General features: G+C 41.3%; 24 protein-coding genes. 20 read left to right on the forward strand and 4 right to left on the reverse strand.

The features are described 5' to 3' along the window. Positions 1–8 precede the first annotated feature (8 nt). Positions 9–452 (forward strand): YlbF/YmcA family competence regulator, encoded by a 444-nt coding sequence (locus tag ACVHUV_RS10810; RefSeq protein ID WP_317941763.1) that lies wholly within the window; start codon positions 9–11, stop codon positions 450–452. A gap of 61 nt (positions 453–513) precedes the next feature. Here the strand turns inward: ACVHUV_RS10810 and ACVHUV_RS10815 are convergent, their stop codons facing one another. Next, entirely contained in the window at positions 514–1,425 is a 912-nt protein-coding gene (locus ACVHUV_RS10815; protein WP_462084603.1) for a glycerophosphodiester phosphodiesterase family protein, read from the reverse strand. Positions 1,426–1,560: 135 nt separating this feature from the next. Between ACVHUV_RS10815 and ACVHUV_RS10820 the strand changes: the two genes are divergently transcribed. After that, positions 1,561–1,833 carry a YlbG family protein gene (locus ACVHUV_RS10820; RefSeq protein ID WP_317941761.1) on the forward strand — a complete coding sequence of 91 codons (273 nt, stop codon included), beginning with the start codon at positions 1,561–1,563 and terminating at the stop codon, positions 1,831–1,833. Between the two features lie 82 nt (positions 1,834–1,915). Here the strand turns inward: ACVHUV_RS10820 and ACVHUV_RS10825 are convergent, their stop codons facing one another. After that, entirely contained in the window at positions 1,916–2,308 is a 393-nt protein-coding gene (locus ACVHUV_RS10825; RefSeq protein ID WP_462084604.1) for a DUF7147 family protein, read from the reverse strand. A gap of 92 nt (positions 2,309–2,400) precedes the next feature. On the opposite strand from ACVHUV_RS10825, the gene ACVHUV_RS10830 reads away from it, so the two are divergent. From ACVHUV_RS10830 to coaD, 3 genes are read left to right on the forward strand one after another with little or no spacing between them, the layout of a single operon-like run. Continuing rightward, a complete protein-coding gene (locus ACVHUV_RS10830) occupies positions 2,401–3,819 on the forward strand; it encodes a hypothetical protein (protein ID WP_462084605.1) in 1,419 nt (472 codons plus the stop codon). Further along, complete coding sequence (gene rsmD, locus ACVHUV_RS10835; protein WP_371389832.1) at positions 3,816–4,364, forward strand: 16S rRNA (guanine(966)-N(2))-methyltransferase RsmD; 549 nt, start codon at positions 3,816–3,818, stop codon at positions 4,362–4,364. Before ACVHUV_RS10830 ends, rsmD begins: the two co-directional genes overlap by 4 nt. A 10-nt stretch (positions 4,365–4,374) precedes the next feature. Beyond that, a complete protein-coding gene (gene coaD / locus ACVHUV_RS10840; RefSeq protein ID WP_317941757.1) occupies positions 4,375–4,854 on the forward strand; it encodes a pantetheine-phosphate adenylyltransferase in 480 nt (159 codons plus the stop codon). A 102-nt stretch (positions 4,855–4,956) separates the two neighbouring features. On the opposite strand, the gene ACVHUV_RS10845 is transcribed toward coaD, so the two are convergent. After that, the gene (locus tag ACVHUV_RS10845; RefSeq protein ID WP_462084606.1) at positions 4,957–5,847 is read right to left on the reverse strand and encodes a hypothetical protein; all 891 of its coding nucleotides are present in this window, start codon (positions 5,845–5,847) and stop codon (positions 4,957–4,959) included. A gap of 535 nt (positions 5,848–6,382) precedes the next feature. Between ACVHUV_RS10845 and ACVHUV_RS10850 the strand changes: the two genes are divergently transcribed. Continuing rightward, positions 6,383–7,429: a SepM family pheromone-processing serine protease gene (locus ACVHUV_RS10850; RefSeq protein WP_317941755.1), complete on the forward strand. Its 1,047-nt coding sequence runs from the start codon at positions 6,383–6,385 to the stop codon at positions 7,427–7,429. Here the strand turns inward: ACVHUV_RS10850 and ACVHUV_RS10855 are convergent. Next, a complete protein-coding gene (locus ACVHUV_RS10855) occupies positions 7,402–8,643 on the reverse strand; it encodes a nucleotidyltransferase (protein WP_462084607.1) in 1,242 nt (413 codons plus the stop codon). The genes ACVHUV_RS10850 and ACVHUV_RS10855 overlap by 28 nt on opposite strands. Positions 8,644–8,770: 127 nt before the next feature. Between ACVHUV_RS10855 and ACVHUV_RS10860 the strand changes: the two genes are divergently transcribed. The 14 genes from ACVHUV_RS10860 to ACVHUV_RS10925 all read left to right on the forward strand — a co-directional run bounded on the left by ACVHUV_RS10860 (position 8,771) and on the right by ACVHUV_RS10925 (position 23,107). Beyond that, a complete protein-coding gene (locus tag ACVHUV_RS10860) occupies positions 8,771–9,304 on the forward strand; it encodes a YceD family protein (protein ID WP_317941753.1) in 534 nt (177 codons plus the stop codon). 22 nt (positions 9,305–9,326) lie between these two features. Further along, positions 9,327–9,500, forward strand: coding sequence for a 50S ribosomal protein L32 (gene rpmF, locus ACVHUV_RS10865; RefSeq protein WP_317941752.1), 174 nt, complete (start codon positions 9,327–9,329; stop codon positions 9,498–9,500). A 210-nt stretch (positions 9,501–9,710) separates the two neighbouring features. Continuing rightward, the gene (locus tag ACVHUV_RS10870; RefSeq protein ID WP_462084608.1) at positions 9,711–10,469 is read left to right on the forward strand and encodes an enoyl-CoA hydratase/isomerase family protein; all 759 of its coding nucleotides are present in this window, start codon (positions 9,711–9,713) and stop codon (positions 10,467–10,469) included. Positions 10,470–10,617: 148 nt separating this feature from the next. Further along, positions 10,618–11,982 carry an acetyl-CoA carboxylase biotin carboxylase subunit gene (locus ACVHUV_RS10875; RefSeq protein WP_462084609.1) on the forward strand — a complete coding sequence of 455 codons (1,365 nt, stop codon included), beginning with the start codon at positions 10,618–10,620 and terminating at the stop codon, positions 11,980–11,982. Continuing rightward, complete coding sequence (locus ACVHUV_RS10880; protein WP_317941749.1) at positions 11,979–12,194, forward strand: biotin/lipoyl-containing protein; 216 nt, start codon at positions 11,979–11,981, stop codon at positions 12,192–12,194. Before ACVHUV_RS10875 ends, ACVHUV_RS10880 begins: the two co-directional genes overlap by 4 nt. A 54-nt stretch (positions 12,195–12,248) precedes the next feature. Further along, a complete protein-coding gene (locus ACVHUV_RS10885) occupies positions 12,249–13,790 on the forward strand; it encodes an acyl-CoA carboxylase subunit beta (RefSeq protein ID WP_462086899.1) in 1,542 nt (513 codons plus the stop codon). A 59-nt stretch (positions 13,791–13,849) separates the two neighbouring features. Beyond that, positions 13,850–14,749, forward strand: coding sequence for a ketopantoate reductase family protein (locus ACVHUV_RS10890; protein ID WP_462084610.1), 900 nt, complete (start codon positions 13,850–13,852; stop codon positions 14,747–14,749). Then, the gene (locus ACVHUV_RS10895) at positions 14,746–15,138 is read left to right on the forward strand and encodes a DUF3397 domain-containing protein (RefSeq protein WP_462084611.1); all 393 of its coding nucleotides are present in this window, start codon (positions 14,746–14,748) and stop codon (positions 15,136–15,138) included. Before ACVHUV_RS10890 ends, ACVHUV_RS10895 begins: the two co-directional genes overlap by 4 nt. Before the next feature lie 94 nt (positions 15,139–15,232). After that, complete coding sequence (gene bshC, locus ACVHUV_RS10900) at positions 15,233–16,840, forward strand: bacillithiol biosynthesis cysteine-adding enzyme BshC (RefSeq protein WP_462084612.1); 1,608 nt, start codon at positions 15,233–15,235, stop codon at positions 16,838–16,840. Between the two features lie 274 nt (positions 16,841–17,114). Then, positions 17,115–17,546 carry a division/cell wall cluster transcriptional repressor MraZ gene (gene mraZ / locus ACVHUV_RS10905; protein ID WP_317941950.1) on the forward strand — a complete coding sequence of 144 codons (432 nt, stop codon included), beginning with the start codon at positions 17,115–17,117 and terminating at the stop codon, positions 17,544–17,546. Between the two features lie 39 nt (positions 17,547–17,585). Then, positions 17,586–18,518, forward strand: a complete 933-nt coding sequence (rsmH, locus tag ACVHUV_RS10910) for a 16S rRNA (cytosine(1402)-N(4))-methyltransferase RsmH (protein WP_462084613.1) — start codon at positions 17,586–17,588, stop codon at positions 18,516–18,518. Between the two features lie 15 nt (positions 18,519–18,533). Continuing rightward, the gene (gene ftsL, locus ACVHUV_RS10915; protein WP_462084614.1) at positions 18,534–18,914 is read left to right on the forward strand and encodes a cell division protein FtsL; all 381 of its coding nucleotides are present in this window, start codon (positions 18,534–18,536) and stop codon (positions 18,912–18,914) included. Positions 18,915–18,949: 35 nt separating this feature from the next. Continuing rightward, on the forward strand, positions 18,950–21,133 hold the full coding sequence (locus ACVHUV_RS10920; protein ID WP_462084615.1) for a penicillin-binding protein: 2,184 nt from the start codon (positions 18,950–18,952) through the stop codon (positions 21,131–21,133). A 126-nt stretch (positions 21,134–21,259) separates the two neighbouring features. Next, positions 21,260–23,107 (forward strand): penicillin-binding transpeptidase domain-containing protein, encoded by a 1,848-nt coding sequence (locus ACVHUV_RS10925; RefSeq protein WP_514132986.1) that lies wholly within the window; start codon positions 21,260–21,262, stop codon positions 23,105–23,107. The last annotated feature ends 26 nt before the right edge of the window (positions 23,108–23,133 follow it).

Here is a 23,133-nt window from a genome sequence, read left to right on the forward strand (position 1 = left end):
GATGCTATATGATGATGACAGACGAATGGCTGTCAATCATTGAGCAATCTGAAGAACTCTCTGCCATGTTGCTCTCTTCAGAAGTGATCGAAACGTATAGAAGAGCGAATCATGCTGTTTACTCCAACAAAGAGTTGGCTCGAACGATTAATGATTTTACGAACATGAAGGAGCGTTATGAAGAAGTTCAACGTTTTGGAAGGTATCATCCTGACTACCAAGTAGTCATGAAACATATAAGAGTTCAAAAGAGAGAATTAGATATGAATGAAGACATCGCTGCATTACGGCTTGCAGAGAATGATGTGCAAGACTTGTTGAATGAAATAAGTGCCATCATTGGCCGTTCTGTATCTGAATCGGTGAAAATACCAGCAGGCGATGGATTTTTCACGAATTCCTCATGTGGAGGAGGGTGTGGTTCGGGAGGAAGTTGTTCCTGTTCTGCATAGACGTAAATTAAAGTAGACAAAAAACGTTTGCCATCTGAACAGAAGGTAAACGTTTTTTGTATTAGTAAGTCGTATGTTTTTGGATGATGTTTAATGCGATTTCAGGTTCGTTTGTCAATATACCTTTTGCGCCGGATTTCAATAGTTTTTCAATGGCGCTTGAGTTTACTACATCTTGATAAAAAACAGCTACATTCAGTTTAGAGAGAAAAGTAATGAAACCTTCAGAGTTCAAAGGAAATACACCCATCTTCTCAGAAATGTTGAATACATCAGCTCTTGGATTGTATAAGTGGCCTAATTTACTGGAATAGGCTGCATAAGCCTTCTTAACTTCATCATTCCCCGCACCTGTTGCCACTTTTTGTTGGGCATATAAATTAAAACGGTCTGTTTGTTCATCGTAAACGCTCATTACGATGATTCGATCTTCAGCACCTGTCTCTTCAATGAGTCGCCACAACTTAGACGGCATCAGACTGCCTTCATACGTGTCGGGAGAATCTTTCAGGTTGACCGCAATTAGTAACTGTGGAAACTCTTCAATGAGTTCTCGCAAAGTGACAATCGACTGTCCAGTATTCCGGTAGATGTATTGTCCGGTTTCGTCTGCAAACATATACCCTGCGTCTGCTTGTTTAAGCTCCTGACATGTATACTCTGACACTTTACCGGAAAAATCCGTCGTTTGTTCAACGATTTCGTCTCGGAAAATAACAATTTCCTCATCTTTCGTCAGTCGGATGTCAACAGCGAAACCATGGACACCGATTTCAGCCGCTTTTGAGAACGCAACCATTGTATAATCAGGTACAGAGCTCATATTTGCACACGTACACAAAACAACTGGATCCTTGTAAGCAAGAGCTTCTTTAGAAGGGCGTGGTTTTGGTTTAACGACTACTTTAGAAGCAGCCCATGCAGCGACTCCCGCGGCACCTACAGTAAGGGCTACTTTGGTTTTTCTTCCCATCATCGTTTCCTCCTATCCTTGTAACAACCTGTCCTTCCTACATTATAGGCGAAAAAATGGAACCTGTCAGCAATGTTCGGTTGCAGCTTATTTCAGACATATGGTATTGTATGGGGAAGGAAAGAGGGGAAAAACATGATTGATCGACAAGGGATAATTATCTATCTCCATCATTTAAAGCAAGCAAAGTCCCTACGAAAGTACGGCCACGTCCATTATATTTCTAGGAAAATGAAATACGTCGTCATCTACTGCGACCAAACAGATACAGAAGACACCATCCGTAAAATTGAACGATTGCCTTCTGTTAAAAAAGTACTTCCATCTTATAGACCTTTTGTAAAAACTGAATATGAAAATGCAAAACCGGATAAAGCTAAGGAATACGATTACAAAATAGGTCTGTGACGAGTAGGACCAACCTGAGAAATCTGCCTTCAGTTCCATATGACGAGTATTCTTTACTCCTTTATCTTGACCGGGAAGCACATCAGCCTAATGGAGGTAAAAGATGATTCAATCGAAGGATGCCCGTTATGTATTGGAAGAAAAGTTGTGTATCTGCAAACTCAGAAGAATGTTTCATGTCAATGAAAATCGGTGGATGACCGAGTTGTTCTCCTAACTCTTCAAATAGAATTGTTCTTTTAGACTTTTTCATTTCGGTTTGTTGAATGCCTTCCCTGCAAATGTAAATGGGCATGAATTTGCTGTCACTTGCAGGAGTGAATGCAGTGGCAAGGGAAATCATCTGTTTGTCTTGAATGGTTGATGAGAAGATGAAAGCACGGTGAAGACGGTCTTTATTCGTTTTCATTAGCTCGAATAACTCGTAGACATCACCAAAACCTTCACCTAATTCAATAAAACGCTGTTGGTACAATTATGACACTACCTTTCGTATTAAGGGATAAATTCATAATACCATTTGCTTTACCAATACGCATTCATCTTAGCATACAGTGAGGTGCGCAAGTGAAAAATAGTAGCAGGATTGTTGGTTTATTACTACTAGTGAACATTGCTCTCGTCTATATGCATTATAGCCTGATGGCTGATGCGAACGAGAGTACTGAATATCCACAAACTTATAACCAAGAAATTGAAGTAATTAATCGTGCGAACACGATAATCGTCAAGCAACATTTTACAAACTTACATCCAGGTAGACATGAGCTCGTGTTCCCAAAAAATGTGCAAAATATTGCTTGTTACAAGGAAAAAGATACATCTTGTTCTCGTTTGAATGATAATTCTACTGCTTTTATCGAAGGAGAGCAATCAGCGCAGTCCATATCCTATGAAATCCCTACGGATAGCAAGTATGGAGCAAGTTTATTCATCAAAAACCCATTTGTCACAATTAGGAATGAAACAACTAACAAATCATTACTCCACATAACGGACGAACAAGGTATTGGAGGTATGTGGTTAAGTGGTTTGAAGCTGATTGGCAAGAAACAAACCGAATTGATAAACTATGCCTTCTACAAAGGTAACGGACCAATTACAGAGCTTTATTGGCAAAAAGACCCCTTGCCAGTTACGCATCAAGCTAAAGAGTTAACCATTTATGGTCAAAAACTTGATAAGGAACAAGGGGAGCAACTAGCAAATTCGTTAGCTGAAGTAAAAACGGATCACTTGGATGTGATCATCGGAACGTCGAAGAAACACGTTCAAGGCGACCGAATTCTTGTAGTAGATGAACTCAATACAACTTCCATCCATCAATTATATGAAAAGGCAATTCGCACACAATATGCTTTACCACGAGAGGAACTCGTTACAGCACAGTTGACAACTTCCATTCTTCTTGATGAACCCGTGGGAGCAACTCGATCAAAAAGAGCTTATGAGATGCTGAAAAACGAGTTGACTAAAGTAGAATTTGATCAGTTACAATTGGTGTTGATGAATAAGCGTGGAGGTCAAATTGATGCTGCCGGTCTTGATGGGATGATTGGCGATCTGAAAGGAATGTCCACTTCTTTTGTGCAGAAAAATGTCAATGAGTCATTTCCTTTCGTCTTTGAAGAAACAAGAGAAATTGTGCTCAATGGTAAGGAACAGGAAGGGATTCCTGTTGTGTTGAAAGGGAAGCAGACGTTGTATGCGCTAAATGCATTACTTACCGCTATGGGTTATGAGGTATCTTCGAATGAACGCTCAATTTATGTGCAAGGTACTCAAGAGGATTATCGCTTCTCATTAAGAGACCCGTTTTATGTCCACAATGAGAAAAAGCATACGCTGAGAGAAGCACCTTATGTACGAATCGGGAATGCGTATTATTTTGACGAAGATGCACTTCGCCGGATTTTCCATTTATCGATACAGAAAAACGATGAGCAGATAGTAATGACATCGTTGAATGGAGGGGAATCTGAATGAGGGTAGTTGCTGGTTCAAGAAAAGGAACACCACTGAAATCGATTGCAAGCAATCAAACGAGACCGACTTCCGATAAGGTAAAGGAATCCATTTTTAATATGATTGGTCCTTATTTTGACGGGGGAGTTGCTGTTGAGCTATTCGGAGGCAGTGGTTCATTGTCCATCGAATCTTTGTCTAGAGGAATCGATTCAGCTTACATATTTGAGAAAAATCCAAGAGCATGCTCGGTCATTAAAGAGAACGTTGAAAAGTGCCGTTATACCGAACAGGTGAAAATGATTCGTGGGGATGCGCGAAATGCTGTAAAAACGTTGCAAGCCTCATCTGTTCAAGTGGATTTGTTGTTTATCGACCCGCCTTATGCAGAAACGAGTTTTTACGAGCTTGCAGAAACGTTTGTACAAGCTGGACTTCTGACGGAACAGGCAATCATCGTATGTGAGCATGATAAAAAACTTTCACTCCCAGAAAATTATGGTGACTATTGTAGAACGAAAAATCCCATTTACGGAAATAGCGCAATATCCATCTACATGAAATGAGGTACCATTTATGACAAAAATAGCAGTTGTTCCAGGTAGTTTTGATCCCATTACAAACGGACATTTAGATATTATTGAACGGGCCGCTAAAGTATTTCCTGAAGTGAGAGTTGCTGTGATGCACAACTCATCAAAAAATCCTCTTTTTACAGTAGAGGAGCGTATCGACTTGATTCGTCAAGTAACCGCTAAATTTCCAAATGTCCTTGTTGAATCCTCATCTGGTTTACTCATTGATTACGCACATAAAGCAGGAGCTTCAGTGATTGTAAGAGGATTACGCGCAATTTCCGATTTTGAGTATGAAATGCAAATTACTTCGATGAATCGGATGCTTGATGAAAGCATTGAAACATTTTTCGTCATGACCAAAAATCAATATTCATTCTTGAGCTCGAGTATTGTGAAAGAAGTGTCTAAATATGGCGGAAACATTTCTGCGCTCGTTCCAACAGTAGTGGAAGAGGCATTACATAAGAAATTCCAGTAATTGATACGGATTTTAAGGTATAATTGAACAACCGTGCACATGAGGGTACAGTGGTAGTAAAAAGAGTCCAATGGTTATGACGTTTCGAGTCATAACCATTTTTTACATTAAGAAATACAAGAGTAGTGGAACAGCGAAGACACACCATAATCTTGACCCGATATAAGGAATTAAGGGTATATTTACTGCTTTTGCAATGACAAAGACTTGCATATGAATGCTTAGACCATTGAAAGAAATGATTGCAGCAATTAAAAAGGGAAAACTGGCATAGGAGTAGAAATGATCAGTAGCGGATTGAACGCCTGACGTCATCTCGAAAATAGCAAGTAAAGCTGTTTTCGTAATGCCAAGATCCACTGGTATTGCAGTAGCTATTGCGGTTGTGAGAACAGTGCCTAATGATGAAAAGAAAATAACAGTTGTTGCTACAAGAATAATGACATTCGAACTTTCTTTAATAGATGCCAAAAATGGCGAAGTAGCAGTTTTAGGTAATTGTATAGATTGCATGGACAAGTTTTCGGGCTGATCCTTTTTTAAAAGTGTCATCGCCAATAAGAAGAATAGGAGATTAGCAATGTGAATGGCAGTTAGTAACTTCCATCCTGCTACCGGATTTCCAAGTAATTCTGTTCCGACAAATCCCACTATGAACATGGGGCCTGGTGCATGGCAAGCAGCAAGAAGATAACCACTTTCTCTTCTTGATAACTCTCCATTTTTCATCATTTCTGCTACCGTTACAGCACCAACTGGGAAACCACCGAAGGAACCTAATATATAGGCTTTCATGTATCTCTGCCAATTATTTGTTGCTTTTCGCTTCACAGGCATTTTTAAGAGCCATTGGGTTAAAATAATATAGGGAAGCAAATAAGGCAGCAATGCGTGGGTAAACAATCGTGCACCTGCTTCTGCTCCATCATGTGCAATACCAGGCTGTAATATAAATAATATGATTAATGCCCATATAATGCCGATGCTAATCATACTGTAAACAGATGCTTATTGGTGAGCGTTAAAGTCATCTATGCGCCTCCTTTGGTTTGTCTATGCTCAATCATTGTTGTTATTGCTTTATTATGATTTTTTTCGATGGTACACTGTTTAACAGTGATTGTGATGATAACAGGGGTGATAGCGTTTGTCTGGCCTAGACGCCACCCTACGCTTGGGCCCACAGGATGTGGGTCATGCAACCGTTGCCGCAGGACGCGGCGAACTTAGGTTGCGTTCCTTTATTGTCCAGCTACGGGTGGCAGCCGCTCGGGTCGCTTCGGAAGGAGAGGTAAAGGCAAAGAGCGCCTTTTCTCTCCTTCCTCCAGCGCCTGTCGCAGCTACCAGCCACCCTTCGCATTTCTTGTCTAGCTACGGGTGGCAGCTGCTCGGGTCGCTTCAGAAAGGGAGGTAAAGGCAAAGAGCGCCTTTACTCCCTTTCTTCCAGCGCCTGTCGCAGCTAGACGCCACCCTACGCTTTTCTATACTATGTTGTGTCTGTACAGGCTATTAATGGAGGTTTGGTCTTATGAAGATGAGGAAGTACGGTTTGTATGGGGTTGTTTTGCTTTTTATTGCTTTTTTATTTATTTATCCATTGGATGCATATGTATCGAAACCAGGTGGGGCATATGAATTGTCACCGATAGTGGAAGTGGAAAATGGTGATGAGGATGACGTTGGGGCATTCAGTCTTATGACAATTGCGATTGGAAAAGCAACTCCGTTCTCTTATGTAGCAGCTACCTTTTCTGACAAAATGAAGATTTTGCCGGTCCATAAAGTCCGAAGGGAAGGCGAAAATGACGAAGAGTATAATGTCAGACAGAAGAAACTTATGTCTGATTCGCATTTTAATGCAATTACGACTGCATTCAAAAAAGTAGGGATACCCGTAGAGATAAAATATGACGGCGTTTTCGTCATGTCTGTTCTTCCTGGCGGTGCTGCAGAAGGAAAGCTGAAATCGGGTGATAAGATACGAGAAGTCGATGGTGTTCATTTGCATGAGGTCGGTCAATTCGCAAATCTTATTTCTTCAAAAGAAAAAGGGGACCATCTTACAGTTTTAGTTGAAAGGGACGATGAACTGAACGAGGTGGAACTGACTGTAGGTGAGATACCTAATTCAGAGGGCAGGATCGGTCTAGGTGTCCAATTCCAAGAAGATCGGGAATTGAAGACAGAACCAGCAGTCACTATCCATACAGCAGACATCGGTGGCCCTTCTGCAGGTCTAATGTTTACGCTGGAGATCATGAACCAATTAATGGAGGAAGACTTGACGAAAGGATACAATATCGCTGGTACAGGAGAAATGCTTGCGGATGGTACGGTTGGACGAATCGGTGGAGCTGATTTCAAAGTTATTGCTGCGGATCGTGAAGACGTAGAAATCTTTTTTGCACCAGATGATGATCTCCCTCAAAATGTACGTGAATTAAATCCAGGAATTATGACAAACTATGAGGAAGCTGTAAAAACCGCAAAAAAAATAGGTACGAAGATGAAAATCGTACCTGTCAAAACGATTGATGATGCATTAGCTTATTTGGAATCGTTGGAACCGAAATGATGCGTTCTAATTGGTGGTGTTAAATAATCAAGCCCGATTTTAGGGACGTGTTGACAATTGCCAAGTGCCATTGCATAAAGATCTGCTGCGCGAATATCCATTGTTAAGGAATCATTGGACAACGTGGCAACTTTGCTGATCAGAGGCAATGTTAAATGCTTCTTCACCGAACGCAAATAGGTCTGTCCATCCCCTGTCATACCGAGTAGACGTAAGTAGGAGGGGGCTGGCATTGTTTCTCGTTGCTCAACAGTGAATCCAGTCAAAATGTGCGTTAACATACGCTGGATTCTTGTCCAAGTGTAACGTTTAGATTTCACTTGTGCCATGAAAGGTTGAAAGGCATCATGCTTCAGGGCAGCGCGGTAAATAGCATTTTCAATGCCTTCAGTAATGTCTGCAATGGATGCTAAGCGTATTGGTCCTTCACGTAATATCGTATACCGTAAGTACGGATAAAAGGTCTCCCAATTCCCGAAGTGCCCCCGTTCGGCTTGCCAATCAAACAAAATGTCTTTTGTGGCTTGAGGAACGAAGGGTTCCATTTCATCCATTGTACCGGTGGAGAAATACGATTTACGAATACCTGTTGCGCTCGCAACTTTATGTGCGTGTAAATCTGCTTCATGGTAATCTGCCCCACGTCTTTGAATGGTTGTCGGCTTCATCATAGAACCTATACATTGTGCTGCCTCCATGTAGTGAAAGCCTAATATATTATTCGGCTTTGTTAAATCTGCGAGTTGCGTTTGAGACGTGTTGTCTTGAATGCTTGTGTATGCTTCTTTTAATGCATTTGGGTAACTTCTACCATCTTGAATCGCTTTTTTGACAACTGTTTCAAACACGGTTTCTGTCTGGGTGATAAGTGATAGGCTATTGGTGAATGGAGTGATATCCCCCTCTTCACTTCCAAAACAAAAGGAAGAGCATCCAACAGCATCCAATAGCGTAATCGCTCCTCTTGCAAAAATGGGTGCATGAGCAGTGGCAAAACGATAGGGCAACTCAAAGACGATGTCTACGCCGGATTGCAAAGCCATCTTTGTTCGGGCCCATTTATCAACAAAAGCAGGTTCGCCTCTTTGAAGGAAATTACCACTCATCACGGCGATGACGACGTCTGCTTGAGTTGTCTCCCTAGCTTGTTGTGCATGATAGACATGTCCATTATGGAGCGGATTGTATTCAACTACAATGCCTGTCGCTTTCATTGTTCCCACCCTTTCGATATAATCTATTTGCATTATACGTCGATGCGTTTTAGGTGACAAGAAAATATCTTGACATCCCTTTTTATCCATTATATAATCAACAGTGTTGTCTTGAGGTGATATAGACGTGAAATGGTCCATTCATCAATTACAGAAATACAGGCAAGGTGCGATGCCGCTTGACGAAGCCATCAACCTTGACTCCGTGAAAAAACGGAATCCGGAAATCCGGGATATTCAGCCTGTCCACGTAACGGGTAGCTGTGTAATTGGTTCTAAGAAATTGACTTGCCATTTCCATCTTGAAGGTGAGATGACGTTGCCGTGTTCCCGTACTTGGGAAGACGTCAAACTCCCATTTTCAATTGAAACGGACGAGCAATTCAGTTGGGATGAAGCGACTTTGGCTGCGGATGATTCGATTCATCCTGTAATCGGGGAAGTTGTCGATCCAACCCCTGTTTTTGAAGAATTGATTCTTCTTGAAGTGCCTTTACAGATTTTTAGCGAAAAAGCTAATGAGATGAAAAGTGCAGAGGGGAAAGGTTGGTCCTATACAACTGATGAAGAATATGATGCACAGCAACGCGAAGGAAAAGAAAATAAAGTGGATCCTCGATTAGCAGGATTGGCTGGATTTTTTGATTCTGAAAAGAAATAGGCGATCATAAGGAGGTGCCCAAATGGCAGTACCAAAAAGAAGAACTTCTAAAACAGCAAAAAGACTTCGTCGTACACATTACAAATTACAAGTTCCAGGCATGACAACTTGCGATAATTGTGGCGAAATTAAATTGGCACACCGCATCTGCAAATCTTGCGGTCATTACAAAGGAAAAGAAGTCGTAGGCGAATAAGTTAGATTCCCTACATAAAATCACCGAGAGGCCATGGCTCCGGTGATTTTTTTTGCGTTAAACTTCTTACTGAAGTTCGCTATCATCACTTGTACGCTGCAAACTCTCCTCTTAATTCAATTTATATCCATTAATCAAACTAAATTTTATTCAAAAAAGATGTACACCTTCTTCCTACTTGGTAGAATAGTAGAAAAAGGAGGGATTGAATTGGTATCCATTCAAACCGTTGAAAACGGAATTGCGATGTTTCAAATTAATCGACCCGAAAAAATGAATGCTATTAATTTCGCTGTCATGAACGAGCTGGAAGCATTTTTAAATACGATCGAAGCAAATGAGCACATAAACTATGTGGTCATTACGGGAAGTGGTGATCGTGCATTTTGTGCAGGTGGTGATTTGGCTGCATTTCATCAAATCCAAACTGCAAAAGAAGCGTATCCGATGCTAAGCAGAATGGCTGGTTTGCTCTATCGTTTAGCTTCTTTGCCTGTACCTGTTATTGCTCTTGTCAATGGTACGGCAGTTGGTGGCGGGTGTGAGATTGCGTCAGCATGTGATTATCGTATCGTTTCCGCTAAAGCGAAAGCTGGTTTCATCCAAGGGACACTTGCTATTACGACCGGCTGGGGAGGCGCAACACAGCTATTTGAAAAATTACAGCGACCAGACAAAGTCATGCAGTTATTGTCTGAAGCAAAAATACATACTGCTGATGAACTTCTACAGATTGGTTGGGCATCTGCCGTATATGAAGGGGATTCTAAAAAGGGACTTGCAAAATTCCTGGAGCATATGATGACCATTCATCCAAATGTCCATAAGACGTACAAAAAGCTGGCCATTGCAAATTGGGAAAGAGCTGACGTGGAAAACCGAATGTTGCATGAAGCTCAAGAGTGTGCTCGACTATGGGAAAGTGATGCGCATCATGAAGCTGTAAATCGATTTATAAACAAATTATGATTAGTAGTAAATCGTGATTGCATTACGGTTAATGAACTTTTTCGGATCAGAATAGGATACGAATTCAGACTAATAGTTGAAAACGGTTACATTTATCGTATACACTAGAGTTGGGAGAAATTCATTTTAGCAGTTTGGGGGTTATCATATGAAGAAGATTCTAATAGCGAATCGTGGGGAAATCGCGAGTAGAATTATAGAGACATGTCGCAAACTGTCGATCCAGACAGTCGCGGTCCATTCGGAAGCGGATGCGCACATGCCTTTCGTCAAACTGGCTGATGAGTCCTTTTCGATTGGACCAGGTCCTGTTCAACAGTCCTACCTACAAGCGGATAACATAATTGAAATCGCATTAAAGACAAATGCTGATGCGATCCATCCGGGCTATGGTTTACTGTCAGAAAATGCGGACTTTGCAAGAAAGGTAGAGGAAGCTGGTCTTGTCTTCATCGGTCCGGATGCTGAAACCATTCGTTTAATGGGTGACAAAATTGCATCGCGTACGAAGATGAAACAGGCGGGTGTACCGGTTGTGCCAGGGACGGATGAAGGTGTTGCAACTCTTGAGGACGCAATAATTGCTGCACAACATATTGGCTATCCAATCATGTTAAAAGCAAGTGCTGGTGGCGGTGGGATTGGAATGGTGCGTTGCGAAAATGAGCAAGCGCTCAGTCAACACTTTCAGTCCATTAAAACTCGAGCGAAAGCCTATTTTGGTAATGAAGTTGTTTTCCTTGAAAAGTTTATTGAAAATGCTCGGCATATTGAAGTACAAGTGTTTGGGGATAACAAGGGAAATATCGTTCATCTTTTTGAACGGAACTGCTCCGTTCAAAGACGAAATCAAAAAGTCATTGAAGAATCCCCTTCTCCAAATTTGACGGATGAGGTAAGGGGACGATTGGCGGAAGCTGCCGTCCTTGCGGCGAAAGCAGTAGACTATCGAAACGCTGGGACAGTTGAGTTTATTGTAGCTGAAGACGATATTTTTTATTTCTTGGAAATGAATACACGTTTACAGGTGGAGCACCCAGTAACGGAACTCGTTACAGGTTACGATCTGGTCGAATGGCAAATTGAAGTGGCAAAAGGACATGATTTACCTTGCACAAACCAAAAAGACATTCAGATATCCGGTCATGCAATGGAATTTCGTTTATATGCGGAAGATCCAAAAACGTTCATGCCGTCCCCTGGAAAAATTGAAAAGTTGGACTGGGGACCTTCAAATGATCAAATCCGTATTGATAGTGGATATGTCGAAGGAGGAACGATTACTCCGTTTTATGATCCTTTGATTGCGAAAGTGATCGTTCATGCTGCCACGCGGGAAGAAGTAATTGAAAAGGCGATCGAATTCTTTGAGACGTTTACGCTAGAAGGTGTGAAGTCGAACAGTGCGTTATTTAAACAATTTTTACATGCTGAGGCATTTACGAAGGGTACCTATCATACAAACGTATTAAATGAATGGTTACGTAGTCAGAAGGAGGAGTCAAAATCATGAATGAAGTTAAAGCGGCTATGGCAGGAACAGTCTTTACGGTAAATGTATCTGTTGGGGAATCGGTGGAACAAGGGCAAGTGGTTGTCGTCCTTGAGTCAATGAAAATGGAAATACCTGTTGAATCAGAAGTTGCTGGGAAAGTAGCAGCGGTCAATGTACAAGTTGGAGATTTTGTAAACGAGGAAGATGTATTGGTAGTAATTGAATCGTAAGCGACAATCAGTAGAAGTTTGCTAAGCGTACGGGAGGGGAAATTTTTGACAAAGGTGAATGAACAGACGGGGTATAATGAAAAACTAGCAGAGAGAATTAAAGATGTTTTTGCAGGTGGTCAGCCGAAATACCACGAAAAATTGAAAGAGCAAAATAAACTTTTTGTCCGTGATCGATTACGACTTCTGTTTGACGAGGGCGAATACATGGAAGATGGGCGCTTTGCAAACTGTGAAGCTGGGGATTTACCTGCCGATGGTGTTGTCACGGCAATGGGGAAGGTGAATGGCCAAACGGTATGTGTCATGGCGAATGATTCAACTGTCAAGGCGGGTTCTTGGGGTTCCAGGACAGTAGAAAAGATCATTCGTATACAAGAAATTGCTGAAAAGAATCGCGTGCCCATGTTGTATTTGGTCGACTCTGCTGGCGCAAGGATCACTGATCAGTTGGAGATGTTTCCAAATCGTCGGGGAGCTGGACGTATTTTTCATAACCAAGTAAGGTTGTCTGGTTTCATCCCTCAAATATGCCTGTTGTTCGGTCCCTCTGCGGCAGGCGGTGCTTACATTCCGGCTTTTTGTGACATAGTCATCATGGTCGAGGGAAATGCATCCATGTATTTAGGATCACCTCGGATGGCTGAAAAAGTAATTGGAGAAAAAGTGTCGCTTGAAGAGATGGGTGGCGCGAGGATGCACTGTTCAGTTAGTGGTTGTGGAGATGTACTCGTTGGCAGTGAGGAAGAAGCAATTCAGGAAGCACGCCGTTATTTGGACTTTTTTCCTGCGAATTTTACAGAAAAGCCAAAAGTGAAAGAGGCAATTTCAACCAAAGCCTGCCGATTGATGGAAGAGATTATTCCTGAAAATCAAAACGCACCTTTTGATATGTATGAAGCGATTGATGCGTTAGTTGATGAAGGCAGTGTGTTTGATATTAAAAAATTGTTTGCGCCTGAACTAATTACAGTGCTAGCTAGAATTGAAGGGCAACCAGTAGGCATTATTGCAAATCAACCAAAAGTGAAAGGTGGCGTCTTATTCGTTGATTCAGCAGATAAGGCGACCAAGTTCATTGCACTTTGCGATGCATTTTCCATTCCATTACTTTTCCTCGCTGATGTACCGGGGTTCATGATTGGGACGAAAGTTGAACGTGATGGGATTATTCGTCATGGTGCAAAACTAATTATGGCGATGAGTTCAGCAACTGTACCAAAGATTTCTGTCGTTGTCCGAAAAGCTTATGGGGCTGGATTGTATGCGATGGCCGGTCCTGCTTTTGAACCTGATGTGTGTATTGCATTACCGACTGCCCAAATTGCTGTAATGGGGCCAGAAGCGGCTGTGAATGCTGTTTATTCCAATAAAATTGAAGCAATTGAAGATCCGAAAGAAAAAATTGCATTTGTGCAAGCGAAACATAAAGAATATAAAGAGGAAATCGATGTGTATAAGATGGCATCAGAGCTAATCATTGATGAAATTGTTGCGCCATCTGATTTAAGGACCGTTCTTGCGGAACGTTTCCGCTTTTATTCGACAAAAGATTTACCATTACCACCTAAAAAACATTCTGTATATCCTGTATAATGAGTGCAGGTTCAAAAGAGCGCCTTTCTAGGGTGCTCTTTTTAAAAGGGGGAATGAAGGTGGAGGTAGTCATTGTCGGTGCAGGATCTATTGGGCTACTAATTGGCTCGTATTTAGGTCGGTTTGATTGTAACATCACCTTTCTTGTACGACGTGAAGAACAGGCTGAATCGATTCGCGAGAAAGGCATTCAATACATAGGTGAGAATGGAATACGTGAGACAATTCGTGCAAATGCTTGTACGCAAATTGAAAATGTGCCAGAGGGAGCGCATTGGATTGTAGCGGTAAAATTTAACGGTGTAGCTTCGGTTCTTGAAAGGCTGAAAAGTGAAAAACTCGACCCGCCATTATTGTTCGTGCAAAATGGAATTGGGCATTTGGAGATGATTGCAAATACGGAGCTGTCAAATTTGTTTGTGGCAACGGTCGAACATGGGGCAGCTCGTCTGAATGATTACACTGTATCGCACAATGGTGTAGGATTGACAAAAGTCGCATGTTTTAGAGGTGTTCCAACAACATTTGACTTTTTAAAACAGCTACAGACACATACATTTCCGATAGAATTTTCGGAAGGTGCGCAAGACATCTTGTTGCGAAAAGTGCTCATCAACTGTGCTATTAATCCATTGACAGCCATACTTCAAGTGAACAACGGTTATTTAATAGAAAATGATTTTGCGCATGCATTACTGTCGCAATTATATGATGAATTGCTTTCGGCATTCCCTGAGATGCAAAAGGAATTGCCGAAATCCGCGATTGAAGACGTTTGTAAACGGACGGCTAGAAATGAGTCCTCCATGTTGAAGGATCGCAATAGTGGGAGTCCGATGGAAATTGAGACGATTGTTTCAGCGGTCATTGCACTAGCTGCACAACGAGACAAGCCGTTACCTTTTTTACAAACGATGGAGAAGATGTTACGTGTAATGGACGGAGGTGAGCCCTATTGATAAATGGTTTGCTTGCAATTTTAACGGGTGTCATTGTGCTTTTTCCATTTTTAGTCACAGTCGTGTTCCTTGTCGTGATGAGAAAAAGGGGAAGAGCGCCAGCTTCCGAAGTAGGCCGTGCTGCGGATTGGACAACTCCATTTTTATTCCTGTCCGTTTATTTTACATCTGAAGCAATCTTTCATGTGAATACTGCATTTATTATCATTGTCATTAGCATTATCATTGCCTTGCTTTTTGCTACAAATGAAAGATTGAAAGAGAAAGAGTTTCAGATGACGAGATTTTTCCATAAAACATGGAGAACGTATTTCCTTGTATTAGGGGTTGCGTACATCGTATTAATGATCATCGGCATTGTTTTAAAAATCGTACAATATGTAAAATGAGAAATTCGTTCTTTCTTATGTAAGCGTAAATATTCCAATCTGACGAATTTGGATGATATACTCGTGTCAAACAAGTTAAAAAGGGGCATTTGTCATGGAATTTGAAACGTTGGAGTTACACAATCAAAATAAAGTCCTTCAAGCTTACATGAATGAGGAAGAATTTATACATACCTTCTTTGATTATAAAAATGAGCATGCGTCTTTTCCAAAGAGAGTCGAGGAGTTAACAGGTCGTACGTTTGATCGGAAGGAACTTGCTTCGGTCATTCGTTCGTATATGGAATCGTTCGGGATTTCCGATCGTGCGGCGAAACATATTGATGAGCTCGCGAACGATGGAGTTGTTGTCATTGGTGGTCAACAAGCGGGTTTATTGACTGGCCCGCTCTATTCAATTCACAAGGCACTTACCGTCATCTTGCTTGCTGCCTCCAAAAGAAGAGAACTTGATTTGTCCGTTGTTCCGGTTTTTTGGGTCGCTGGAGAAGACCATGACCTGAACGAAATTAACCATGTGTTTGTTGAAAAGGGTGAAAAACCAACAAAACAGCAGTATCAGGAAAAGTTCGTTCTTAAACTGATGGCATCTGATACAACTTATACAGAACGAGAAATGATCGATTTTGTGGAAGAAATCTTCCGCCGATTTGGCGAAACGAATCATACGAAACCCTTACTGCATGACGTTATTGAAGCGGTGAAAATGGAGCGGACTTTTACAGGGTTTTTTGTTAGATTGATGAATGGACTGTTCAAGGAACAAGGTTTATTGTTCATCGATTCTGCGTTTAAACCTCTTCGTCAATTGGAAAGCAAGTCCTTTCAAGCATTTATTCGTGAAGCAAGCACTTTAACCGCATCCATTATCCAAAAGGAAAAGCAGTTTGAATCGCTAGGGTTTGATAGACCTATTCAATTGGAAGAAGATGCGGCTAATTTATTTTTCGTCCACGAAACAGGACGATTTTTGTTGTCGAAAGTGGATGGAATCTTTATCAATGAAAGCGCTGGGATCCGGTACACTGAAGAACAATTGCTGGAAATCGCAAGGGAACAGCCGTGGTTGCTTAGTAATAATGTTGCCACAAGGCCAATTATGCAAGATTTAGTGTTCCCTGTACTTGCATTTGTTGGTGGTCCTGGCGAAATTGCGTACTGGGCACAATTGAAAGAAGCATTTCATCATCTCAATCTAAAAATGCCGATACTTGTACCTCGAATTTCGATTACACTTGTCTTACAAACTACCCAACAACTACTGAAAGAATGTTCATTTTCAATTGAAAATGTATTAGCAGGCGTTGTACATGAAACACGCGAGCAGTTTATCACCACTCAAAAGGATGAAGCATTCGAACTAGCGTTACGCCAAATAGAACACCATTTGGACGAGAGTTATCAAGAGCTCACCCGGCATGCTAGCGCGGGAATGCAACAATTACTATCGAAAAACTTAAGGTACCATAAACAACAATTCGATTTTCTTCGAAAAAAGGCGGAAGAAGAAGTGTTCATTCAACATGAAGCGACACTTCGGAAATACAGAAAAATAGAAAATGAAATCCTTCCAAACGGTTCTTTACAGGAACGTCTCTATACACCTTACCTGTTCATGAATGAATTCGGTCCAGATTTAGTACAAAAACTACTTCAATTGCCGCTCGAGCCGGACGGTAAACATAAAATTGTCTATTTATAAAAATCAAACCTAGCTATTACCTGTACATTGTTCGATTAAATAGAGTTGCACTTGAACACCTTACATGTCCCCAAAGATATGTAAGGTGTTTTGTTATTTGCATTTTCAAAGAAAATTTACAGTTAATGACTTTATAGTCCTAGTTTTTGATGAAAAATGTGAACCTATCTCAATGAAACAAGTACTAATGACACATTTTACAAGTAACATGGAATATAAGTGGAGGAATGTGGAGGGATGTGGTACATTAAATTCATATAGTGGGGTGAAGAGTATGTTCATGGGCGAATACCAGCACACTGTTGATACGAAAGGCCGTTTAATTGTCCCATCAAAATTCAGGGAATATTTGACGGATGGTTTTGTGTTGACTCGTGGATTGGATAATTGCCTATTCGGTTACCCTATGGAGGAATGGAAGCGTCTTGAGGAAAAGTTAAAAGCTCTTCCGGTCACGAAAAAAGATGCTCGAGCCTTTGCACGATTCTTCTTCTCTGGTGCAACTGAAGTTGAAATAGACAAACAAGGCCGTGTTAATATTCCATCATCCTTACTTGATTATGCGAAAGTTGAAAAAGATTGTGTCGTCATCGGAGTATCAAGTCGAATTGAGATTTGGGCGAAAAGTGCTTGGGATGCTTACTATGATGAATCTGAGCAATCCTTCAATGAAATTGCAGAAAACATTATTGACTTTGATTTTTAACGATAAGCGATTAATTTTATGAGAAAGAGGGCGGTTTCCTTGTTCGATCATATTACGGTGTTACTTCATGAAGCCGTCGACGGGCTAGCTATAAAGGAAAATGGCATATATGTGGACTGTACACTCGGTGGCGCAGGTCACAGCTTAGAAATAGCAAAAAAACTGTCAGCTGAAGGTCGATTAATTTGCTTTGACCAGGACATGACGGCAATTAACGCAGCGAAAGACAAACTAAAAGATCATATCGAAAAAGTGACATTCATTCATTCGAATTTCCGAAACGTAAAGAGTGAACTGCATGCGATTGGCATTCATTCTGTTGACGGAATTTTATATGACCTTGGGGTTTCCTCTCCTCAATTGGATACTCCGGAAAGAGGGTTTAGCTACAACCATGATGCGCCACTAGACATGCGCATGAACACGGATGCGGCGCTATCGGCATTTGACGTGGTCAATGATTGGGCATATGAAGACCTTGTGCGTATTTTCTTCAGATATGGGGAAGAGAAATTTTCAAAAGGGATTGCTCGTAAAATTGAGGATGCGAGAAAGATTGCACCGATCCGCACAACAGGTGAGTTGGCAGAACTGATTAAAGAAGGAATTCCTGCGGCAGCAAGAAGAACTGGCGGACACCCTGCAAAACGAGTTTTCCAAGCGATACGTATTGCGGTCAATGACGAACTTGGAGCTGCTGAAGAATCGTTGAGTGATGCTTTGACCTTGCTCAACAAAGGTGGACGAGTTGCTGTTATTACTTTCCACTCGTTGGAAGACAGGCTTTGCAAGACGATTTTTAAAGAAGCATCTTCTATGCCTGATTTACCTCCGAACTTACCGGTAATACCTGCTGGGATGGAGCCGGAATACAAGTTAGTAACACGAAAACCGATTGTACCAAGCGATGAAGAAATAGCGGGGAATAAACGATCTCGTTCATCAAAATTACGAATCATTGAGAAAAAATAAGGAGGCAATTGTGAAATGGCATTGGAGCAGAGAACATTCCAAATGAATACGGTACATGAAATTCAAACGCCGCAACAACCGAAAAAAGATTTTACAAAACAAACCAATCAACGTTCAGGAAAACTTTTCTCAAAAGGAGAAAAGCTCTTATTCGTGCTATTAACGGCAATTGCCGTTGTTTTTGCTACAATGATTTTACATAAGCAAACGCAAATTAATGACATGAATAAAGAAGTGCAAGATGTAAATAAGGAAATTGTGGAAATTACAAAACAAAATACAGAATTGTCCATCCAAGTGAGCGAGAAATCTACGTACGAAGTGATTTGGAATAAAGCAAAGGAGCTCGGCTTGAATCTAAATGAGAAGAACGTAAAGGTCGTGCCTGGACGATGAAAAAAAAGTTTCGATTTCAATGGGGAGCCTTTCTGATGTTCATATTTTTCGGAGGGCTCTTTTTACTATTATTCGTTCGTATGCTCAGTATTCAAATTACTGGGGAGGCAGAGGGGAAACAACTTGCAATGATGGCACAAGCCCAATATGCAAGAGAAGCAGTTTTGCAAGCGGAGCGTGGGAAGATTGTCGACCGTAATGGGGAAGTTATTGCCTCAGATACATTGAGCTATCGCCTTATTGCAGTGTTATCGGAAAAAGCGACTGAAAAAGGAGCGAAAAAACCGAGGCACGTCGTCGATTATGAAAAAACGGCGGAGTTGTTAAGTCGATACATACCGATGGAAAAAGAAAAATTAGCAAGTATTATGTATAAAGCGAAAGAAAATAACGCTAAAGTCTATCAAACTGAGTTTGGAAAAGTGGGTCGTGACATTAATCATGAAACGATGTTAGCGATTAAAGAAGCAGCCGATAAAGAAGGCGTAACTGGCCTGCAATTCATTGAAGATAAAAAAAGATTTTATCCGAACGGTAATTTTGCTTCCTATCTGATTGGTTTTGCAATGAGAGAAGAAAACAAAGAGAAGAAAGTGTCCACCGTCGGAAAAATGGGTTTGGAAAAAACATTTAACGAACAGCTGACAGGTACAAATGGCAAAATGGATTTTCAAACCGACATTTGGGGGTATATACTACCGAAAACGGAAAAACAGATTGTCCCTGCCCAAGATGGCATGACGATTCAATTGACACTAGACAAGACGATTCAAAACTTTGTTGAAGATGCAATGAATCAAGTAGACGAAAAGTATTCACCCGCAAAGATGCTTGTCGTCGTTGCGAATCCAAAAACAGGTGAAATTTATGCAATGAGTCAGCGACCGTCATTTCATCCGGGTACCCGTGAAGGGTTAACTGAAAACTGGTTGAATGATGCAGTTGAGAATACGATTGAGCCAGGCTCTACTATGAAAATGTTTACCCTCGCTGCTGCAATTGAAGAAGGCAAGTGGGATCCATTTGCAGAATACCAATCAGGTCAGTATACGATCTATGATAAAACGATTCGGGATGTTAAAAGAGGAGGATGGGGGAGAATCTCCTTCTTGGAAGGCTTTCAACGCTCATCTAACGTCTCTATGGCGTATTTATTGGAAAGAATGGGCGATCGAACGTTCATTGAGTATTTGAAAGGCTTTGGTTTTGGTGAAAGAGTGGGGATAGATTTGCCGCATGAAGCGCCTGGGATTCTATTAGATATCAATCCGAGTGAACGTCTAACGACATCTTACGGTCAGGGATCGACCGTTACGCCTATACAAATGATTCAAGCAGCGACTGCAATTGCGAATGATGGTAAGATGATGAAACCATATGTCATTGATAGAATCATAGACCCTAATACGGAGGAAACGGTTGAGAATCACGAACCAGAAGAGCGGAAGTCGCCTATTTCAAAGGAAACTGCCAAACAAGTACGAGAGATATTGGCATCTACGGTGACGTCTGAAGTGGGAACAGGACGGAAATTTGCGTTAACCGGTTATTCTGTTGGTGGGAAAACTGGGACAGCCGAAATTCCAAATACGAATGGCCCCGGCTACATGAGTGGTGATGGGAATTACTTGTATTCATTCTTAGGAATGGCGCCAATTGATGACCCACAGCTCTTAACGTATGTACTTGTTCAACAACCGAAATTAGAAATTGGTCAATATGGTGCGGACCCTGTTGCACAGCTTTTTACTTCCATTATGGAAAGTAGCTTAAAGTATATGAATATTGTTCCGGAAAACACAGAAACTTCCTCGGCAATCTCTATTACAGATTACGTAGGTAAAGAGGCGTCAGATGGAATGAAAGAATTGGAACAACAAGGATTTAAACCTGTTTTAATTGGTGAAGGCGGCGAAGTAAGTAGTCAATACCCTACAGCGGGAACGAAATTATCCAAAGGATCTATTGTACTACTTGAAACAAAAGGAAAAACAACACTGCCAAATTTTTCTGGATGGTCGAAAAAAATGGTTTTATCCTTTAAAATGTTATCAGGGCTCGATATCCGTCTTGTCGGTGATGGTTATGTGACTGAGCAGAGTCTTACTGAAGGAACAGTCATTAATGCAGATGAACCAGTAGTTCTCCAATTTCAGTCACCACAAAGTAAAATGAAGCCCAGTGAGAAAGAGGATGAAACAGAGATAATTGGAGGATGATGTATAGCCATCCACATCAATTCATAAGTTGATAGAAAAAAAGAAAGGTGTGGAACACTGCGTAAATATACCGACTTGCAATCTAAAAAAAGATTGCGCGCAGTATTCGTTCTCTTTATCATTGCAATGGTCATGGTAGCTGGAAAACTATTTCACGTACAAATTGTTAAACATGAATGGTTAAAGGTACGTGCTGAAGAAAATTGGGACCGTGAAATTCCTTTTGGGGCTATACGAGGAGAAATTAATGATCGAAATGGTGAATTAATCGTAGGGAATCAACTTGCACCTACACTTTACTATATGCCCTCGCAAAACAATGAACCTGAAAAAGTAGCTGCGATATTAGCGGAAATTCTGCAAACAGACGCTGATAAGTTACTTAAAAAGCTCTCTGAAAAAGCTTATATGGTAAAAATTGCACCCGAAGGAAAAAACATTTCGAAAGAGCAAGCGGATGAAATTGCAAAGCTTCAAATTGAAGGATTGTATACAGGCGTCGATTTCATCCGGAATTACCCAAACGGCGAATTGTTATCCCGGCTAATCGGTTTTACTGGTTATGACGGTCAAGGTCTAGCAGGGATAGAATATGCTTACGATGAAATCCTACAAGGGACCGGTGACAAAATCCGTTTATACACAGATGCTCGCGCCATTCCGCTCCCACATGTGGACGACGGGTTTCAAACAGGTGACAACGGCGCAACAGTCGAATTGACAATCGATGTGGAAATGCAAAAAATTATGGAACGAGAATTACTTCAAGCAATGGAAAAATACGATTCTACACAAGCGGTTGGAATCATTATGAATCCAAAGACCGGTGAAATCCTTGCACTTGCATCAATGCCGTCTTTCCATCCGGCAGACTATCAAGATGTCGATCCGTCCATTTATAATCGGAATTTGCCGGTATGGATGACGTTTGAACCAGGTTCAACATTTAAAATTGTCACATTGGCGGCGGGGCTTGAAGAAAAATTGATTGATTTGCATGATGAACATTTTCACGATCCCGGATATACAATGGTTGCAAATGCCCGATTACGTTGTTGGAAAAGGTCAGGTCATGGCCATCAATCGTTTCTTGAAGTTGTTGAAAATTCCTGTAACCCAGGCTTTATCGAAATTGGTCAACGGTTAGGAAGCGAAAAGTTGGATCAATACATTCGCGATTTTGGTTTCGGTGAATCAACTGGATCAGGCATTGCGGGTGAAGCAAAAGGGATTCTTTTTTCAAAAGAAGCGTTTGGTCCCGTTGAACAAGCGACTACGGCTTTTGGCCAAGGTATTTCTGTGACGCCGATTCAACAAGTGCAAGCAGTCGCTGCGGCAATCAATGGTGGATTTTTATATCGTCCGTATATTGTGAAGGAAATAAAGAATGATAAGGGTGAAACACTTCAATCTTTTGAACCTGAGATGAAACGAAGGGTCATCAGTGAAGAAACATCCGCACAAGTAAGAGAAGCGTTGGAATCAGTTGTCGCTAATGGTTCTGGGCGGAATGCATTTAACGACGGCCTGCGTGTAGGCGGGAAAACAGGAACAGCTCAAAAAGTCGTTGACGGTGGCTATAGTGATGGAGATTATATTGTTTCTTTCATCGGCTTTGCTCCAGCAGACGACCCTGAATTGCTTGTATACGTGGCGGTGGATAGCCCGAAAAATTCCGTACAATTCGGAGGTGTCATTGCCGCTCCAATTGTTGGCCGCATCATTGAAGAAATCGCTCCTTTAGCTGGTGTTGAAAAACGTGCGGACCAACTTGAGAAAGAATATCGTTGGGGCGATCCAATTACGCATCGTGTACCTGATTTAACGGGAATGACAAAAGGAATGGTTGCTCGTCAGCTGCATACGTACCGAATTCAGTGGCATGGGGAAGGTGACGTGATTAAATATCAAATGCCTGCACCCGATTCATTAATGAATGTGGACGATATCATCCATGTATATACAGAAGAATAATTTTTAAAGATTGAATGAGGTAAGGA

It is taken from the genome of Sporosarcina saromensis, from assembly GCF_054901285.1.

Excerpts from the sequence above, each read along its gene's own strand:
- ACVHUV_RS10810 (WP_317941763.1), top strand. The coding sequence starts at position 9 with ATGATGATGACAGACGAATGGCTGTCAATCATTGAGCAATCTGAAGAA.
- ACVHUV_RS10815 (WP_462084603.1), bottom strand. The coding sequence starts at position 1,425 with ATGGGAAGAAAAACCAAAGTAGCCCTTACTGTAGGTGCCGCGGGAGTC.
- ACVHUV_RS10820 (WP_317941761.1), top strand. The coding sequence starts at position 1,561 with ATGATTGATCGACAAGGGATAATTATCTATCTCCATCATTTAAAGCAA.
- rsmD (WP_371389832.1), top strand. The coding sequence starts at position 3,816 with ATGAGGGTAGTTGCTGGTTCAAGAAAAGGAACACCACTGAAATCGATT.
- coaD (WP_317941757.1), top strand. The coding sequence starts at position 4,375 with ATGACAAAAATAGCAGTTGTTCCAGGTAGTTTTGATCCCATTACAAAC.
- ACVHUV_RS10845 (WP_462084606.1), bottom strand. The coding sequence starts at position 5,847 with ATGATTAGCATCGGCATTATATGGGCATTAATCATATTATTTATATTA.
- ACVHUV_RS10850 (WP_317941755.1), top strand. The coding sequence starts at position 6,383 with ATGAAGATGAGGAAGTACGGTTTGTATGGGGTTGTTTTGCTTTTTATT.
- ACVHUV_RS10855 (WP_462084607.1), bottom strand. The coding sequence starts at position 8,643 with ATGAAAGCGACAGGCATTGTAGTTGAATACAATCCGCTCCATAATGGA.
- rpmF (WP_317941752.1), top strand. The coding sequence starts at position 9,327 with ATGGCAGTACCAAAAAGAAGAACTTCTAAAACAGCAAAAAGACTTCGT.
- ACVHUV_RS10875 (WP_462084609.1), top strand. The coding sequence starts at position 10,618 with ATGAAGAAGATTCTAATAGCGAATCGTGGGGAAATCGCGAGTAGAATT.
- ACVHUV_RS10880 (WP_317941749.1), top strand. The coding sequence starts at position 11,979 with ATGAATGAAGTTAAAGCGGCTATGGCAGGAACAGTCTTTACGGTAAAT.
- bshC (WP_462084612.1), top strand. The coding sequence starts at position 15,233 with ATGGAATTTGAAACGTTGGAGTTACACAATCAAAATAAAGTCCTTCAA.
- mraZ (WP_317941950.1), top strand. The coding sequence starts at position 17,115 with ATGTTCATGGGCGAATACCAGCACACTGTTGATACGAAAGGCCGTTTA.
- ftsL (WP_462084614.1), top strand. The coding sequence starts at position 18,534 with ATGGCATTGGAGCAGAGAACATTCCAAATGAATACGGTACATGAAATT.
- ACVHUV_RS10920 (WP_462084615.1), top strand. The coding sequence starts at position 18,950 with ATGTTCATATTTTTCGGAGGGCTCTTTTTACTATTATTCGTTCGTATG.
- ACVHUV_RS10925 (WP_514132986.1), top strand. The coding sequence starts at position 21,260 with ATGGTCATGGTAGCTGGAAAACTATTTCACGTACAAATTGTTAAACAT.